The sequence below is a fragment of the Rhodococcus sp. 05-2256-B1 genome (assembly GCF_002258465.1).
In the GTDB taxonomy this organism is placed as follows: Bacteria; Actinomycetota; Actinomycetes; order Mycobacteriales; family Mycobacteriaceae; genus Rhodococcoides; species Rhodococcoides fascians.
Map to the genome: position 1 here is coordinate 1 of NZ_NOZA01000010.1, position 16930 is coordinate 16930.

At 64.8% G+C, this 16930-nt stretch carries 16 protein-coding genes; 3 read left to right on the forward strand and 13 right to left on the reverse strand.

The annotated features are described in order from the left end of the window. Positions 1-18 precede the first annotated feature (18 nt). From CH285_RS01660 to ssd, 7 genes are all read right to left on the reverse strand, one after another. On the reverse strand, positions 19-372 hold the full coding sequence (locus CH285_RS01660; RefSeq protein ID WP_094642719.1) for an Rv3654c family TadE-like protein: 354 nt from the start codon (positions 370-372) through the stop codon (positions 19-21). Further along, positions 369-680, reverse strand: coding sequence for a TadE family type IV pilus minor pilin (locus tag CH285_RS01665; protein WP_094642720.1), 312 nt, complete (start codon positions 678-680; stop codon positions 369-371). Before CH285_RS01665 ends, CH285_RS01660 begins: the two co-directional genes overlap by 4 nt. Positions 681-703: 23 nt before the next feature. Next, positions 704-892 (reverse strand): DUF4244 domain-containing protein, encoded by a 189-nt coding sequence (locus CH285_RS01670; protein ID WP_373454713.1) that lies wholly within the window; start codon positions 890-892, stop codon positions 704-706. A 78-nt stretch (positions 893-970) separates the two neighbouring features. Further along, the gene (locus CH285_RS01675; RefSeq protein WP_094642721.1) at positions 971-1543 is read right to left on the reverse strand and encodes a type II secretion system F family protein; all 573 of its coding nucleotides are present in this window, start codon (positions 1541-1543) and stop codon (positions 971-973) included. Next, entirely contained in the window at positions 1540-2319 is a 780-nt protein-coding gene (locus CH285_RS01680; RefSeq protein ID WP_094660365.1) for a type II secretion system F family protein, read from the reverse strand. Before CH285_RS01680 ends, CH285_RS01675 begins: the two co-directional genes overlap by 4 nt. Beyond that, entirely contained in the window at positions 2316-3500 is a 1185-nt protein-coding gene (locus CH285_RS01685; protein WP_176458648.1) for a TadA family conjugal transfer-associated ATPase, read from the reverse strand. Before CH285_RS01685 ends, CH285_RS01680 begins: the two co-directional genes overlap by 4 nt. Further along, positions 3497-4612 (reverse strand): septum site-determining protein Ssd, encoded by a 1116-nt coding sequence (ssd, locus tag CH285_RS01690; RefSeq protein WP_080736034.1) that lies wholly within the window; start codon positions 4610-4612, stop codon positions 3497-3499. The genes CH285_RS01685 and ssd overlap by 4 nt, the downstream gene beginning before the upstream one ends. 336 nt (positions 4613-4948) lie before the next feature. Between ssd and CH285_RS01695 the strand changes: the two genes are divergently transcribed. Further along, complete coding sequence (locus tag CH285_RS01695; protein ID WP_205914341.1) at positions 4949-5794, forward strand: HAD-IB family hydrolase; 846 nt, start codon at positions 4949-4951, stop codon at positions 5792-5794. Between the two features lie 365 nt (positions 5795-6159). Here CH285_RS01695 and CH285_RS01700 read toward each other — a convergent pair whose 3' ends face one another. The 5 genes from CH285_RS01700 to CH285_RS01720 all read right to left on the reverse strand — a co-directional run bounded on the left by CH285_RS01700 (position 6160) and on the right by CH285_RS01720 (position 12340). Continuing rightward, positions 6160-6906 (reverse strand): hypothetical protein, encoded by a 747-nt coding sequence (locus CH285_RS01700; RefSeq protein ID WP_032364740.1) that lies wholly within the window; start codon positions 6904-6906, stop codon positions 6160-6162. A gap of 32 nt (positions 6907-6938) precedes the next feature. After that, complete coding sequence (locus tag CH285_RS01705) at positions 6939-8660, reverse strand: dipeptide ABC transporter ATP-binding protein (RefSeq protein WP_027494481.1); 1722 nt, start codon at positions 8658-8660, stop codon at positions 6939-6941. After that, entirely contained in the window at positions 8657-9628 is a 972-nt protein-coding gene (locus CH285_RS01710; RefSeq protein WP_032386012.1) for an ABC transporter permease, read from the reverse strand. Before CH285_RS01710 ends, CH285_RS01705 begins: the two co-directional genes overlap by 4 nt. Next, positions 9621-10547 carry an ABC transporter permease gene (locus tag CH285_RS01715; RefSeq protein ID WP_027494483.1) on the reverse strand — a complete coding sequence of 309 codons (927 nt, stop codon included), beginning with the start codon at positions 10545-10547 and terminating at the stop codon, positions 9621-9623. The genes CH285_RS01710 and CH285_RS01715 overlap by 8 nt, the downstream gene beginning before the upstream one ends. 164 nt (positions 10548-10711) lie before the next feature. After that, the gene (locus tag CH285_RS01720) at positions 10712-12340 is read right to left on the reverse strand and encodes a peptide ABC transporter substrate-binding protein (RefSeq protein WP_027494484.1); all 1629 of its coding nucleotides are present in this window, start codon (positions 12338-12340) and stop codon (positions 10712-10714) included. 444 nt (positions 12341-12784) lie between these two features. On the opposite strand from CH285_RS01720, the gene acs reads away from it, so the two are divergent. Further along, positions 12785-14728, forward strand: coding sequence for an acetate--CoA ligase (gene acs, locus CH285_RS01725; RefSeq protein ID WP_094642724.1), 1944 nt, complete (start codon positions 12785-12787; stop codon positions 14726-14728). Between the two features lie 64 nt (positions 14729-14792). Here the strand turns inward: acs and CH285_RS01730 are convergent, their stop codons facing one another. After that, a complete protein-coding gene (locus CH285_RS01730) occupies positions 14793-16163 on the reverse strand; it encodes an MFS transporter (RefSeq protein WP_048316729.1) in 1371 nt (456 codons plus the stop codon). A gap of 267 nt (positions 16164-16430) precedes the next feature. On the opposite strand from CH285_RS01730, the gene CH285_RS01735 reads away from it, so the two are divergent. Next, positions 16431-16925, forward strand: a complete 495-nt coding sequence (locus CH285_RS01735; protein ID WP_032373800.1) for a phage holin family protein — start codon at positions 16431-16433, stop codon at positions 16923-16925. The last annotated feature ends 5 nt before the right edge of the window (positions 16926-16930 follow it).

Genomic DNA, 16930 nt, shown 5'->3' on the forward strand with positions numbered 1-16930 from the left:
CGGCGGGCGGGCGTCCGGTCACTCCGGCCCCGCCCGCGCCGTCGCGGTGGCGTCGGACATTCCGAAGCGTCCGAGGAACACCGGCTGACCCACCGTGACGATCACGTCCCACTCGTCGATCGTGCACTCCCGCAACTCCGTTCCCATTCGCATCGCCAACCCCCTCGCCGTCTCACACGCATCGGCCACCCCACGATCGAGGGCCCCCGCACCGGCCAATGCAGCGAGATCAGCAGCCGACTGCGCCTGATGACGAGCGCCCACCGCCGACCCGACGTGCATCACCATCACCACGACGGCGATCAACGCCGACATCGCCAGTGCCGCCAAGACCGTCGCCCCGCCCTCGTCATCACGCACACCTGATTTCATTCCGCTGCAACCGGTTCCGCAGCAGCAACGGCCTCCGCCGACAACGTCAGTCCCGGCAGCGGACTCTCCACCTCCACCCGCGCGACGAAGAATTCACCGTTTTCGCGCACCGTGATCCGAGCACCCTCCGGCGCAACCCGCTCCCCTACCGACACAGCTCGGGCCCCATCACCTCTGGCCGCCAATCGAGCCGCTTCCCGCGCAGCGTCGACGCAGCCGATGTGCATCGTCACCGACACGATCGCACCGATGCACACCACGATCACTGCGACGATGGACGCGACGGCGATCGCCGCCTCCACCGTCACAGCCCCGTCCTCACCGCCCGGAATCAGACGGCTGTGTTGAGCGCTCGATCGATGATTCCCGTCAGCGCGGTCACGATGCTGTCCCCGGTCACCACTGTGTACAGCACCGCACCGAACGCCGCGGCGGCGATGGTGCCGATCGCGTACTCCGCGGTCGACATACCGTCGTCCTCCACACCGAACAATGCGATTCGAGTCTTGATCTCCTGCATTGCATTCCCCATCATGACGCTTCCCCTCCCCGTATTCCGGCGCGGCGTATCCGCACCGGACGATTCGTTGTTCGGCGGTCACATCAGACCGCCGCCCAGCACATTGCCCGCAAGGCCGATCACCACGGGCACGATGCCCAGGCAGATGAAAGCCGGCAGAAAGCACAGGCCCAGCGGTCCGCTGATCAGCACACCGGCCCGTTCGGCCGCAGCCGCCGACGCGTCCTCGGCCCGAGTTCGTTGGGTAGCAGCCAGTTCCGTCATCGCTGACGCCATGGACGACCCGGCCCGGGCGGATCGTCGCGCCATCCGTGCCAGCGCCTCGGTCTCCGGATCCTTCGCCACTGCGTCCCACGCCGTCGCTGCATCGGCCCCCAGCTCGAGTAGATCGGCGGCCTTGCGCAGAGCGATACCGAATGCGGGCGGAGCGGAGTGGGCTGCGGCCGCCGCGGCAGTCGAGATCGGGAGTCCGGAACGCAGACACGCAGCGAGAAGGTCGAATGTCGTTGCCACCGCGAGCGGATCGGGTCCGGAGTCGTCGACGGCTTCTGCCGTCGAAAGCCCTGCAACCTCTACTCGCGCCAAACCGCCGCGGGCAGCGGGGACGACGATCAAAGCCGTTGCCAGACAGAGCGTGATCGCCCACGTCATGTCGTCACCTTGCCGGTGATCGCATCGGTCCACAGCAGACCTGCGCAACCGAGAGCGGTTCCGATGAGGAGCAGGATTCCGCCCAGCCCGCCGCCCAGCAGTATGCGCAGCGGATCGGCCCCCATCAGTTGTCCGAGCGCGACCCCAAGAACGGGCAGTCCAGCCAACACCAATGCAGTAGCGCGGGCCCCTGCAAGCGAGGCCTCGGTTCGTTCCCGGAATCGCCGACGTCCGAGCAGATCCTCGCGCACGGCGTCGAGCAACTCGGCGAGTGCGAGGCCGTGTTCGTCGGCCACCCGCCATGCCGCGGCCAAGCGGTCCAGTTCGGGGTTCAACAGCGGATCCGACGCGGCTATCCCGTCGGCAGCGCGTCCACCGAGTCGCGATCTGGACGCAGCACCGCGCAGCGCCTCCGAGGCGATCCCGCCGCACTCGTCCGCAGCCACTTCGCCGGCCGTCGCCGGGTGCGCACCGACCCGCAGTTCACCGATGACCACTTCGACTCCGGTTGCCAACCAATCCAATTCGGCCGTACGACGGGCGCGCACGGTGCGACGGCGATGCCGGTGCCATCCGGTACCGCCCGCCACGAACAGAGCCGCCGCGCCCCACGGACCGCCGATCCAGAACATCCCCACGGCCGACGCCGCGGCAACAGCGACAGGGAGCGCCCACCCAGGAACGCCGACGGCAACTCGACCGCGGCGCGGTAGTCGGCGAGAGCGGCTGGGCCACAGCGTAAATGCAGCGGCCAGGACACACAGTGCAGCCGTCATCGCATCTCGCCACAGCGCCGAGCGAGCAGTTCGTGCAGCCCGCGCTGCCCGGGCACGGCGTCGGAATCAGCGGACCATGCCGGCACGATATGAACACGACCCGTCGAATCCACCTCCACCAGTCCGATCTCCCGCAATCTGCGCGTGCCGTCGGCGCTCCGGTGGACGTGCAGGACGACCTGGACGGCCGCCGCGAGTTGACTGTGCAAGGCGTCGCGACCCATTCCGCCCAGTGCGGCAAGGGCTTCGAGCCGAGCGGGTACTTCCGAGGGCGAATTGGCATGGATGGTTCCGGCACCGCCGTCGTGCCCGGTGTTGAGGGCCGTCATCAGGTCGATCACCTCGGCCCCGCGCACCTCACCGACGACGAGCCGATCGGGTCGCATCCGTAGTGCCTGGCGAACCAATTGCCGAACCGACACCTCGCCCACACCTTCGACGTTCGGAGCACGGGCCACCAGACGCACCACATGAGGATGGGCCGGTGCCAACTCGGCCGCGTCCTCCACGCAGACGATTCGTTCGGCCGGGTCGACCTCGCCCAGCAGAGCAGCCAGAAGCGTAGTCTTTCCAGCGCCGGTACCTCCGACGACCAGAAACGCCAAGCGCGCGAGCACAATCCGCGCGAGCAGATCGTAGCCCTCCTCGGTCACCGCACCGGACGCCCGGAGCGCGGCGAGTCCCTGGGTGGCCGGGCGGAGCACTCGCAACGACAGGCAGGTTCCACCGCTCGCCACCGGTGCCAGCACCGCGTGCAGACGGACCCCGAAGACTCCCTGTCCGACGCCGGGTAATCGGCCATCGACCCACGGCTGCGCATCGTCCAATCGCCGACCGGCCGAGAGAGCGAGCCGTTGCGCCAGCCGCCTGACCGCGGCTTCGTCGGCGAACTGGACTCCGGTGCGTTCCAGGCCTCCACCGCGATCGATCCACACCTGATCCGGCGCCGTGACCAGCACATCGGTCACCCCTGGCTCGGACAGAAGCGGCTCCAACGGGCCTGCGCCGGTGAGCTCTGTCTGCAGAATACGCAGTGCCGCAAGCATATCGGTGTCACCGATGACTCCCCCTGCCTCGGTGCGGATGGCCGCGGCAACGGTGGCGGGCACCGGAGACTGTGCCGAAGCAGCGAGCCGTTCTCGTACGCGGTCGAGCAATTCGGCGGTGACGACTGCGTTCATGCGGCCCACCGCTGACCACCGGGCTTGTGCGCGAAGGTATCGAGGACCACGGTGGCCGCCGCCGCCAGCGGTGAGCGGCGGCCGAGAGCAAGCCCGCCACGCTCGAGACGCTCGGCCAATCCAGGCTCGGCCCGCATGGACGTCAGCAGCGACAGGTCGAGGGCGGCGGCGATGTCCGCGGCCCGTAGTCCCCCGGGTGCCGGCCCACGAACGACCAATCCGACGTTCGCATTGCGACTCGAGATCTCGTCCGCTACTGCTTCTGCCGACGTCACGGCCCGCAATTCCGCAGGCAGCACCAGTACGACGAGGTCGGCTGCGGCGTACAGGGCGTCCGAGAGGTCACCGGATTGGCGCGGGGCGTCGCACACCACGAGATCGCCTCCAGCGCGCCCTGCGTCGAGCACAGCCGCCGCGGCGACGGCCGAGAGTCCGGTTCGCCGGTCGTCGGTTCGCCCGAGTGCCAGTACCGACAATCCGTTCTTCGACGGCAGCGCGCCGTGGAGTGCGTCCCCGGATACTCGCCCGCCCTCGACGACGAGGCCGGACCATCGCAAACCTGGGGCGTTCTCCCAGCCGAGCAGCAGATCGAGGCCGCTGCCGTACCGGTCGGCTTCTACTACGAGCGTGCGTTGCCCCGTGCGACTGCTGCACAGGCCCAGCGCCGCCGCGAACGTGGACGCACCCGCACCTCCGCGGGCACCGACGACCACGATGACGCCACCGCCGCCCGGCGATGTGACGACGGGTTCACCGAGGATGCGAACGAGCGTGTCCTCGTCCGAGGGTAACGACACCACGTGTTCGGCACCGAGCGCTGTGGCCGTCCGCCAATCGTCGAGTGTCGGCGACGCGGCCGTGACCAGAACGACGCCGGGCCGTCGCGGAAATCCGGCTGCGAGCGCCGACTCGGCAGAAGAAAAATCGATCAAAATCATTCCTGGGAATTCCCAAATCGGACGTGCCGACCCGATACCGACCAGTAAGTTCTGCTCTTCCACAACACAATCCGCGGCTGCGGCGATTCGATACACGTCCTGACGCAGTCCGTGATGTTCGATCGACATAGACGCGTTCGCGTTCGTCCGCCGTGAAATCGAATCCGTTTTCATGGACCCAAGCGTGCGCGAGAATCCGCTCGCGCGGCGCGCGACTTGGGGAAATGTGGATAAATCGGCCCCTGTGGATGAATACCGGTACCGCGGTACCAGTTTTCGGCCTACCCCGGAAAAGAGGACGACCCTCGCCAGGGGGGGGAGGAGGCGAGGGTCGTCTGGTTCAGCCCCGGGGGGTCGGGCTGAACACCGCCCGGAATGAACCGGGCTCGTGGAAAATACTACACCCGTGGACGTCCTTGTTTGCAAGTTCAACCGTCTCAATTTGTGGACTTGTTCGGAGCGAGTCGAGAAGAGAAGTTGCGCGACATCCAACGGTCACCACCGGCCACTATGGTGACAATCGTGACCCTCAGCGCAGACACCGACGACGCCCCCGCCGGCCGACGCGCAGCGCGCGTCGCCGCCTTCTTCGACCTCGACAAAACGATCATCGCGAAGTCCAGCACTCTGGCCTTCAGCAAGCCGTTCTTCGACCAAGGTCTGATCAACCGGCGAGCGGTACTCAAGAGCAGCTATGCGCAGTTCCTGTTCCTGCTCTCCGGTGCCGATCACGACCAGATGGAACGCATGCGCGCGCACATCGCCGGCATGACCGCCGGGTGGGACGTCGAGCAGGTGCGAGCAGTGGTGGCCGAAACCCTGCACGACATCGTCGACCCCCTCGTCTTCGCCGAAGCGGCCGATCTGATCGCGGACCACAAGCTCCGCGGACACGACGTGGTGGTCGTCTCGGCGTCGGGTGACGAGATCGTGCACCCCATCGCCGAACTGCTGGGTGCCGACCACAGCATGGCCACGACGATGGTGACCGTCGACGGCAAGTACATCGGCGAGGTCGACTTCTACTGCTACGGCGAGGGCAAGGTCGACGCCATGAAGTCCCTGGCGGCACAACATGATTACGACCTCTCCAAGAGCTACGCCTACTCGGATTCGATCACCGACGTGCCGATGCTGCGGGCGGTCGGCCACCCCACCGCCGTCAATCCAGACCGCGCACTCCGCAAAGAGGCCTCGTCCCTCGGCTGGCCGATTCTGACATTCTCGAACCCCGTTTCGCTGCGCTCCCGCATTCCGAATCCGTCCGGGAAGACCGTAGTAGCCAGTGCTGCAGCAGGTTTCAGCGCAATAGCGGCCGGCGCGATCACCTACGGACTACTCCGCAGAAAACGATGAGCCCAAACCCTTGATGTGAGCGGCGTCACGGGGTACAAATGACGTACGGAAGAACGGAAGGCCAAGAACGAACCGGAAGAGAAGGTTCGCTTCTCCCGACCGCGATTCCCAGCACGGACACCGGCACCCACGCGGAGCTAGCCACCTAATGGCAGAAGCGCTGTGGGCCTGCGATATTCGTGGGTGATCAGCAAGAACCCTGCACCGGTTGCAGGGATGACCTCATCACCGTCGAGTTCTCGCCGAGGCCACGTGGTAGTCCATCACAGCCCACCTGTGCACGCTTGGTAACCAGGCGCTCCGTGCTAACGGGCGGCGACGTCGACGCAAGTCGGCATCGCCGCCCTTTTACGTGTGCACAACTCCTACTGTGCAGCTTCGGCAATCGAAGTCGCTTCTGCAGCACCAGCTTCGAATGCTCCGAGGCAGAGGATCACCCAACTACCGACGCCCGTTGCCGTGCCCTCGGCGAACCCGGCGGCTCCATCCCGGTACGCGTTCGCTCGACGCATCCAGCTCACCTCGGGCACGCCCAGGTTGTGCGGATCGAATCCCGACGATGCGGCCACCAACCTCGATGCAGCACGCGCCACGATGCCGTCGGCAGTTCCGAAAGGCCGCAGCGTCAACAGTTCACCGTGCACGACTGCCGCGATCACCGGAGCCGGCGCGGAGGTTCCACCCGTCACCAACTGCGCAAGGAGATCGAGCCGCTCGCCGATGCCCGCGTCCGTACGCGGTCGACCGAGCGAGGACGCGTCGTCGACGAGATCCGCGGCGGCCAACAGATGTAGGCGGGCCAGCGTCTGCAGTGGTGCGCGCTTCCACGTCGACAACGTGTTCTGCAGGGCGTCACCGTCGAGAGCAGCGGCCACTCGCAGCGCACCCGCCAGAATCGGGTCGCCCTCCTCGCCTTCGCGAGGGAAATCCATCGAACCGCCCTCGAGCGCGGAGGACGAACGAGCCGCCCGGACAGCGGCCTCGGCCGCGGTCGCCGGCCACCCACGACGATTGGCCTTGTGCCGATGCACGGCACCGAGGGCATCGCGTGCCCGTTCGGCGGAATCGACAACTCCGGGCAATTCCAGCAGCGGGGCGAGGGGGTCCGTCACGACAGACGACGGTACCCCCTCACCCACCGCGGCTATGCGCCCAGCTGCACCGAGCCACCCGGAATGGCTGCGAGCAGCTTCTGGGTGTACTCCTGCTGCGGGTTGTCGAAGACGGCATCGGTCGACGCCGCCTCGACGATCTCGCCGCTGCGCATCACGAGCACGTCGTCAGCAATCTGACGGACCACCGCGAGGTCGTGCGTGATGAACAGGTACGTCAACCCGAGCTCGGCCTGCAGGTCGTTGAGCAGAGACAGGATCTGCGCCTGCACCAACACGTCCAGAGCCGACACTGCCTCGTCGCAGATGACCATTTCGGGCTCGAGGGCCAACGCACGAGCGATTGCGACACGTTGCCGCTGGCCGCCGGACAGCTCGTTGGGGAACCTGCGCATCACCGACGACGGCAGTGCCACCTTGTCCAGCAGATCACGGACTCTGGCTTCCCGCTCGGACTTCGACCCCACCTTGTGGGTGCGCAGAGGCTCCTCGATGGTGCTGAAGATCGAATACATCGGGTCCAGCGTCCCGTACGGATTCTGGAAGATCGGCTGCACTCGACGACGAAACGCGAACGCGTCCTTGTTGTTCAACCCCGCCACATCGCGCCCGTCGAACTTCACCGAACCCGCAGTGGGCTCGAGAAGTCCCAGAACCATTTGTGCCACAGTCGACTTGCCAGAACCCGATTCGCCGACGATCGCAGTGGTGGTACCGCGTGCGACTCCGAACGACACATCCTTGACGGCCGTGAACACGGACGACTTGAACGGGTTGCCGCCCCGGAGCTTGAATTCCTTGGTCAGCCCCTCGACCACGAGCACAGTGTCCGCGGCCGGCTCGAATGCCGAGTCGGTCTCCTCGGTGACGGCCTCGACCGCCACCTGCTTGGCATGCTCGACGATGTCCTTGCGCACCACCGACGACTTCAGTCGCTGCGACGCGAGAGACGGCGCGGCGGAGACGAGCTTGCGCGTGTACGGATGCTGAGGGTCCTGCAGGATCTCCAGTGCCGGACCGGATTCCACGATCCGCCCCTTGCTCATGACGACGAGGTGCTCGGCTCGTTCGGCAGCCAGGCCCAGATCGTGGGTGATCAGCAGAACCGCGGTTCCGAGTTCCTTCGTCAAACCTTCGAGATGATCGAGAATCTGACGCTGCACGGTCACGTCGAGAGCGGACGTCGGCTCGTCGGCAATCAGTAGTTTCGGACGTGCCGAAAGCCCGATCGCGATGAGCGCGCGCTGACGCATACCGCCCGAGAACTCGTGCGGGTACTGATTGACCCGCTTCTCCGAATCGCTGAGGCCCGCTTCTTCGAGCAGCTCGGCTGCCCGAACACGCGCCGCCTTACCCTTGGCGATGCCGTTGGCAGCGAGGGCCTCCTCGATCTGGAAGCCGATCTTCCACACCGGGTTCAAGTTGGACATCGGGTCCTGAGGAACCAGGCCGATCTGGCTGCCGCGGATGTCGACGAAGTCCTTTTCCTTGGCCTGCGCCAAGTCACGGCCCTCGAACAGGATGCGCCCCGCCGTCACCGTGCCGGTTCCGGGAAGCAGGTTGATGATCGAGTGCGCGGTGGTCGACTTACCGGAACCGGATTCGCCCACGATCGCAACGGTCTGCCCCGGGTAGACCGTCAGCGATACTCCGCGAACAGCCGGGACCGCACCGGAGTTGGACCGGAACGAGACCTCGAGATCTTGGATGTCGAGCAGGGGCTGCTCCACTGCGATGCGTGCTGGATCCGTCATCGCTTCCTCGCCTTCGGGTCGAGGGCGTCGCGCAGGGCGTCACCCATCATGATGAAGCCGAGCACCGTGATTGCCAGCGCTGCAGCAGGATAGAAGAGAATGGTCGAGCCCTGTCGCAGGGTGACCTGAGCGGCACTGATGTCGCCGCCCCAGGAGACCTCGGTGGGAGGCAGTCCGATGCCGAGGAACGACAGCGTCGCCTCGGCCACGATGAACGTACCGAGTGAAATCGTCGTGATGACGATGATCGGTGCCATCGCGTTCGGCAGTACGTGCCTCATCAGAGTTCGCAGTCGCGTCAAACCCAAAGCCTGCGAGGCCATTACGTAGTCGTTGCCCTTCGCCGACAGCACTGCACCGCGAGTGATGCGAGCCATCTGAGGCCAGCCGAACAACGCCAACACCAGAATCACCGTGAAGATCGTGCGATCGGTGAACAGCTGCATGAGGACGATGGCCGCCAGAATCAGCGGAACGCCGAAGAAGATGTCGGTGATCCGTGAGAGCAACGAGTCCGCGATGCCGCCGTAGAAGCCGGCCAGAGCACCGAACACGACGCCGATGACCAGCACGAGGAACGTGACCCCGACTCCGGTCAGCACGGACGCCCGAGCACCGAACAGCACCCGGGAGTAGATGTCGCAGCCCTGTCGGTCGTAACCGAACCAGTGTCCGGATCCCGGGCCCTGCATGCTGAACTGCAGATCGCAGAAGCGCGGATCGGTACTGGTGAACAGGCCAGGCACGGCTGCGACCACGATGACGGCCAGGATGATGATGGCCGAGACGATGAACATCGGACGCGTGCGCAGGTTCCGCCACGCATCCGACCAGATGCTGGCGGGTGCGTCGTCGATGACGACAGCGTCGGTCTGCGACACGTCGATGACCTCGTCGGCCTCGACGAAACGTGCTTGGCGAGTAGCGCGATCGGCGTCGACGCTCTTCGGGGTGATGGGATCAGACATAGCGAATCCTCGGGTCGAGCGCGGCATAGAGAAGGTCGACAATGAGATTGGCGACCAGATAGACGACGATCAGCACGGTCACGAAAGACACAACGGTCGGTGCCTCACCGCGGATGACGGCTTGGTAGATGGTGCCGCCGACTCCGTTGATGTTGAAGATTCCTTCGGTGATGATCGCGCCGCCCATGAGGCTGGCCAGATCTGCACCGAGGAACGTCACGACGGGAATCAGCGAGTTACGCAACACGTGCACGTTGACGACACGGTTACGCGAGAGCCCCTTGGCCGTCGCCGTCCGCACGAAGTCCGCACTGAGATTCTCGGCCACCGACGTGCGCGTCAACCGCACCACGTAGGCGAACGAGACGGCCCCGAGTACGAATGCCGGCAGCAACAGGTTGGTGAAGCTGGTGTTGCCTCCCACTGTCGGCGGCACCCAACCCCACTTGATACCGATGAAGAACTGCGCGAGAAAGCCGATGACGAAGATCGGCACGGCAATGATGACGAGGCTGACGACGAGGACCGTCGAGTCGAACAGCTTGCCCTTGCGCAGACCCGCGATGAGACCGAAGCCGATACCGAACACGGCCTCGATCACGAGGGCCATCGAGGCGAGCTTGGCCGTGATCGGAAACGCCTGTACGAGAACTTCACTGACCGGGCGGCCCGAGAAGGACATGCCGAAGTCGAACGTGAAAATGCCCTTCAGGTACAGCAGGTACTGCACGATGAACGGCTGGTCGAGGTTGTAGCGGGCGCGCAGTTGGTCGGCGACGGCGGGACTGATCGCCTTGTCTCCGGCCAATGCCGCGATGGGGTCTCCTGGCAGCAAGAAGACCATGGCATAGATCAAGAATGTCGCCCCGATGAACACGGGGATCATCTGAAGTAATCGGCGTCCGATGTACCAGAGCATCGGATCACCTCCTTTGGAGGAAGGTGGACGTCACCGCAGAGGCGCAAGGATCAGCTGCAGCGGGGCGTCGAACGTAGATACGGGAGTGAGCGAGCACACGAGAAGGGCGGTAGGTGGAAGACCTACCGCCCTTCTCGGTCTCTACAGCAGTGGAGCGAACGTGATCAGTTCTTCTCGATCTGGTTGTAGATGGGGATTCCGTCCCAACCGATCTTGACGTTGGTGACGTTCTCCGACCAACCACTCGCTGCGTTGCGGTACCAGGTCGGCACTGCGGGCAGGTCGTTGAGCAGGATTTCCTGAGCCTGGTTGGTCAGCTCCTGCGCCTTGGTCTTGTCGGTCTCACCTGCGGACTCGCGGAGCAGACGGTCGAACTCGGGGTTGGAGTACTCACCGTCGTTGGAGCTGCCACCGGTCTGGTAGTTCTGTGCCAGGAAGCCGTACTGCTGCGGGTAGTCACCCTGCCAGCCCGACCGGAAGGCGGTCGCGATGGTGCGGTTGGTGGCTTCGGTACGCAGCTGAGCGAACGTCGGGTACGGCGCACCCTGCGCCTCGATGCCGAGCGTGTTGCGGATGCTGTTGCTGACCGCATCCACCCATTCCTGGTGTCCACCGTCGGAGTTGTACGCGATGGAGAACGTTCCGGACCACGGCGCGATGGCGTCGGCCTGGGCCCACAGAGCCTTGGCACCCTCGGGGTCGTACTCGACGTTTCCGACGTCGGAGAGGTCGCCGGTCCAGCCGTCGATGGCCGGGCTGGTGAAGTCCTTGGCCGGGGTACGGGTCTTGTTGAAGATCTGCTCGGTGATCTGGTCGCGGTTGATCGCCTTGGAGATCGCCTGACGACGCAGCACACCCTCTTCGCCACCGAAGTGCGCGAGGCGGCCCGGAATCGTGAACGTCTCGATCGACGCGGACGGCTGGTTCACCGTGCGGTCGGGAAGATCGGACTCGAAGGTGGTGACGGCCGAGGCCGGAACGTTGTCGAGAACGTCGACGTTGTTCGACAGCAGGTCCGTGTATGCGGTGTCGAGGTTGCTGTACAGAATGAAGCTCACGCCGCCGTTGGCGGGCTTGCGGTTACCGGCGTAGTCGGGGTTCGTGACCAGGTCGATCCGCACGTTGTGCTGCCAAGCGCCCTCCTGGGCGAACTTGTACGGGCCGTTGCCGATCGGGTTCTCGCCGAACGCGGCGATGTCCTGGTACGCAACCTCGGGCAGCGGGTAGTACGCGGCGAAGCCGAGACGATCGGGGAACGCTGCCTCGGGCTGCTTGAGCTCGATGGTGAACGTCTTGTCGTCGACGACCTTGAGACCGGACATGGTCTGCACCGTCGGGTTCTCGGCTGCGACCTCGTCGTAGCCCTGAATCGGATCGAAGAACGATCCCTGCAGCTGCGCATTGGTCGACAGTGCGCCGTAGTTCCAGGCATCGACGAACGACTTGGCCGTGACCGGCGTGCCGTCGGTGAACTGCCAGCCGTCCTTCAACGTGACGGTGTAGTTCTGGCCGTCGGTGGTATCGATCGAGTCCGCGACCTCGTTCTCGACACCGCCCTCGGGGGTGTAGGACACCAAGCCTGCGAAGATCGAGTCGACGACACGTCCGCCGGTGTTCTCGCTCGTATTGGTGGGCACCAAGGGGTTCTGCGGCTCACCGCTCCAGGCGTTGATGATGCCGGAGCCGTCTCCTGACCCTCCGCCGCCGGTCGAATCGCTCGAAGAGCACGCCGTCACCAGCGCCGCTCCGACGACAACTGCGATTGCAGCTGACGCGATGCGTGTTTTACGCAAGGAAATCCTCCATCCAGATGTGAACACGGGGTCGTCCGTGCTCAGTTCCTCGGGCGCGACGCCCGGGGATTCGTGGGCGACCGCAAGACACGGCCTGTGAGCCGTACCAACGATCTGATGGAACGAACTTTAGACACATCCTGAAACGAACATGTGAACTCCCCCGGGTTTTGTTGACCGGCGAGTAAGTCGGAAACATGATCGAAACGTTTCGGCAAGTCGATTTCTCACAGTGCGGGCATAGCCGCCGAGACAGCCTCCCGTCGACGACGGCGATGACCGTCCATCGTGCGGAAACAACCGATCACCGCAGATCAAGGGGTTGCAGCCGATTGCAACGGTGCGATCGCCATCACATGTGACTACCCTCACTAGGGGCTCGAGACCGGCCTGTAAGTGCCGTTTCATGGGCGAAAAGCATCGGACGAAAGAGAGCTATTCGAGATGACGACCAGTACCTCCGGCAGCGACGACACCGCGGTTGCCTCCTACGCGCCGTCGGCCGAGTTCGCGGCGCAGGCGAACGCTCAGGCAGATCTGTACGCCGCCGCGGAGAAGGATCGACTCGGGTTCTGGGCGGAGCAGGCTCGCCGACTGCACTGGCACACCCCGTTCACCGAGGTACTCGACTGGTCCGACGCCCCCGTCGCGAAATGGTTCGCCGACGGCGAGCTCAACGTCGCCTACAACTGCGTCGACCGCCACGTCCTCGACGGCCACGGCGACCAGGTCGCCATCCACTGGGAAGGTGAACCCGGCGACAGCCGCGACATCACCTACTCCGATCTGCTCGCCGACGTCAGCCAGGCGGCCAACACCCTGACCGAACTCGGCCTCGTCTCCGGTGACCGCGTCGCGATCTACATGCCGATGATCCCCGAGGCCATCGTCTCGATCCTCGCCTGTGCACGCCTCGGCCTGACCCATTCGGTCGTCTTCGCCGGGTTCTCCGCCACCGCACTGCGCTCGCGCATCGACGACGCCGAAGCCAAACTCGTCATCACCACCGACGGCCAGTGGCGACGCGGCAAGCCCGCCCCCATCAAGGACACCGTCGACGAAGCCGTGGACGGAGCCGCCTCCATCCGGAACGTTCTGGTCGTCAAGCGCACCGACTCCGACGTCGCCTGGACCGAGGGACGCGACCTGTGGTGGCACGAGACCGTCGCGAAAGCGTCGAAAGAGCATGAGGCGCAGCCGTTCCCGGCCGAGCACCCCCTGTTCATCCTCTACACCTCGGGTACGACGGGTAAGCCCAAGGGCATCATCCACACCTCCGGTGGTTACCTGACGCAGACCTCGTACACCCACCACAACGTCTTCGACCACAAGGCCGGCACGGACGTCTACTGGTGCACCGCCGACATCGGCTGGGTCACCGGACACTCCTACATCGTCTACGGACCGCTCGCCAACCGCGCCACCCAGGTCGTCTACGAGGGCACGCCCAATTCGCCCGACGAGCACCGACACTGGAACGTCATCGAGAAGTACAAGGTGTCGATCTACTACACCTCCCCCACCCTCGTTCGCACATTCATGAAGTGGGGCAGGGAGATTCCCGAGGCACACGATCTGTCCTCGATCCGCCTGCTCGGGTCCGTCGGCGAGCCCATCAACCCCGAGGCTTGGCGCTGGTTCCGCGACGTCGTCGGCGGCGGCAGCGCACCGATCGTCGACACCTGGTGGCAGACCGAGACCGGCGCGATCATGATTTCTCCGCTCCCCGGCGTCACATCCACCAAGCCCGGCTCGGCAATGACTCCGCTGCCCGGTATCTCGGCCAAGATCGTCGACGACGACGCCAAGCCACTGGGCAACGGCGGCAACGGATATCTCGTTCTCTCCGAGCCGTGGCCGGCGATGCTCCGCGGGATCTGGGGCGACATGGACCGCTACAAGGACACCTACTGGTCCCGCTACGCCGAAGAAGGCTGGTACTTCGCCGGTGACGGTGCCAAGTACGACGAGGACGGCGCCCTGTGGGTCCTCGGCCGCGTCGACGACGTCATGAACGTCTCGGGCCACCGCATCTCCACGTCGGAAGTGGAGTCGGCACTGGTCAGTCATCACAGTGTCGCCGAGGCTGCCGTCGTCGGTGCCGCCGACGAGACCACCGGCCAGGGCATCGTCGCGTTCGTCATCCTGCGCGGCGGCGAGGAGAACACCGGCGACGCATTGATCGCCGAACTCAAAGCCCAGGTCTCCAAAGAGATTTCGCCGATCGCGCGGCCACGGGAAATCTCGATCGTGCCGGAGTTGCCGAAGACCAGGTCCGGCAAGATCATGCGCCGCCTGCTCCGTGACGTGGCCGAGGGCCGCGAACTCGGTGACGTCTCCACTCTCGTCGACCCGAAGGTGTTCGAGGCGATCAAGAAGGGTCGCTAGCGCTCCCATGTGAGTGGAACCTCGTAGCCCACTACGAGGTTCCACTCACATGCGGCGCAGCCGCTCAGACGCTGTCGAGCGACTGGTCTCGCGTTTCCTTCATGATGATCAGCGAGATCAGGGTCAGCGCAGCGGCGATGGCGAGATAGACGCCCACCCAGCCGACGCCGTAGGAACTCACCAGCCAGGTTGCGATGAACGGAGCCACTGCAGCTCCGAGGATCGACGCGGTGTTGTACGAAATTCCCGAGCCCGTGTAGCGCACGTTCGTCGGAAAGAGTTCGGGCAGAACGGCACTCATGGGCCCGAACGTCAGGCCCATCAGCCCCAGGCCGACGCACATGAACACCAGCATCTTGCCTGCCGACGCGGACGACGGGTCGGCGAACCAGTGGAACGACAGACCGAACAGCACGATCGCCGCGGTGATGACGATGAGCGTGGGGCGACGGCCGTACTTGTCGGCGAGCAGCCCGGCGACCGGGATCAGCGCCGCGAAGAACAGCACCGCGATGAGCTGGAGCTCCAGGAAGTCCGTGTACGGAATCGCGAGCTTGGGCCCGTTGACGTCGGCCACCTTGCCTGTTCCGTAACTGACCACCCACGTCGTCATGATGTAGAAGAGCGTGTACGTGGCGAGCATGACGAACGTGCCGATGATCAGCTGACGCCAGCTCGTCTTGAACACCTGGGCCAACGGGGTCTTGACCTTCTGGCCGCGCTCGACTGCCAGCTTGAACACCGGCGTCTCCTCGAGCTTGAGGCGGACGTACAGGCCGATGATCACCATGATCGCGCTGAGCAGGAACGGGATGCGCCAGCCCCACGTGAGGAACGCATGGTCGGTGCCGGAGTTCGCGGAGTCGTAGCCGGTCGCGATGACGATGAGCAGAAAGATGCCGTTGGCGAAGAAGAAGCCGATCGGCGCACCCAGCTGCGGATACATCGCCGCCCAGGCTCGCTTGCCCGGCTTCGCGGTTTCGGTGGCCAGTAGCGCCGCACCACTCCATTCACCGCCGAGGCCCACGCCCTGAGTGAAGCGCATCAGCGCTAACAGAGCCGGTGCCCACAGACCCGCCGCGGCGTAGGTCGGCAGGAGCCCGATCGCGAACGTCGCGACACCCATCGTCAGCAGGGACCCGACGAGGGTGGCCTTGCGTCCGATGCGATCACCGAAGTGCCCGAACAGAATCGAGCCGATGGGTCGCGCGACGAACGCCAAACCGAACGTCGCGAACGACGCCAGCAGCGCGGTCGTGTCGTTGCCCGCGGGGAAGAACAGGCGGGGGAAGACGAGCACTGCGGCCGTTGCATAGATATAGAAGTCGAAGAACTCGATGGACGTACCGACCATCGAGGCGATGACGATTCGGGACCGAGGCACCTGAGGTGCGGGAATTGCGCCGTCGTCCGTGACGGCGTGTGTTGAACTCACGAGTGCTCCTGAAGGGGAAAGTTCCCTGAAAATTACCTGATGAACACCTGAGAATTTCACGCCCCCGGGCCGTTCGTTGCCGATTCGTGCAACATTCCCGTGTTTGTCGCGACGGGCGGAGAGGTAACCGACGACGGGCCGAGCGTCGCTCGGCCGCCGCGGGACAGATAATCTGCTACTTAGGCACTACTGTCGATACGATCTTCCGCAACACCGAGCAGAGCGATCACCGCAATACCGAGCACAGCGATTACAAGGGGTCGAGAGTTGAGCGTCAGCAATGACAAGGGATACGGCAACGGCGTCCCGAACACGATTTCGTCGATACCTCTCACCGATGTCGATGCCCGCACACCCGGTAGCGCGAGCATCGGAAACCTCGTCAAGGACGCCACGACTCAGGTCTCGACGCTGGTGCGTGCCGAGGTGGCCCTCGCCAAGGCCGAGGTCACCGGCGAGGTCAAGAAGGGTCTGCAGGGCAGCGTCTTCTTCATCGTCGCGCTGACAGTGCTGCTGTTCAGCTCGTTCTTCTTCTTCTTCTTCGCCGCCGAGCTCCTCGACGTGTGGCTCTACCGATGGGCCTCGTTCCTCATCGTTTTCGTGTTCATGGTGCTGGTTGCCGGCCTGTTCGGGTTCCTCGGCTACCGCAGGGTCAAGAAACTGCGCAAGCCCGAGAAGACCATCGACTCCCTCAAGCAGGCGTCGACCGTGCTGCCGAACCAGCACGAGAGCATTCCCGGAATCCCCGGCTACAAGAAGTAGACGAC

Bases quoted from the DNA above. Each gene is read 5' to 3' on its own strand.
- ssd (WP_080736034.1), bottom strand. From the start codon at position 4,612: ATGAAAACGGATTCGATTTCACGGCGGACGAACGCGAACGCGTCTATG.
- CH285_RS01670 (WP_373454713.1), bottom strand. From the start codon at position 892: ATGCAGGAGATCAAGACTCGAATCGCATTGTTCGGTGTGGAGGACGAC.
- CH285_RS01675 (WP_094642721.1), bottom strand. From the start codon at position 1,543: ATGACGTGGGCGATCACGCTCTGTCTGGCAACGGCTTTGATCGTCGTC.
- CH285_RS01710 (WP_032386012.1), bottom strand. From the start codon at position 9,628: ATGTCTGATCCCATCACCCCGAAGAGCGTCGACGCCGATCGCGCTACT.
- CH285_RS01705 (WP_027494481.1), bottom strand. From the start codon at position 8,660: ATGACGGATCCAGCACGCATCGCAGTGGAGCAGCCCCTGCTCGACATC.
- CH285_RS01715 (WP_027494483.1), bottom strand. From the start codon at position 10,547: ATGCTCTGGTACATCGGACGCCGATTACTTCAGATGATCCCCGTGTTC.
- CH285_RS01660 (WP_094642719.1), bottom strand. From the start codon at position 372: ATGAAATCAGGTGTGCGTGATGACGAGGGCGGGGCGACGGTCTTGGCG.
- CH285_RS01695 (WP_205914341.1), top strand. From the start codon at position 4,949: ATGGTGACAATCGTGACCCTCAGCGCAGACACCGACGACGCCCCCGCC.
- acs (WP_094642724.1), top strand. From the start codon at position 12,785: ATGACGACCAGTACCTCCGGCAGCGACGACACCGCGGTTGCCTCCTAC.
- CH285_RS01680 (WP_094660365.1), bottom strand. From the start codon at position 2,319: ATGACGGCTGCACTGTGTGTCCTGGCCGCTGCATTTACGCTGTGGCCC.
- CH285_RS01685 (WP_176458648.1), bottom strand. From the start codon at position 3,500: ATGAACGCAGTCGTCACCGCCGAATTGCTCGACCGCGTACGAGAACGG.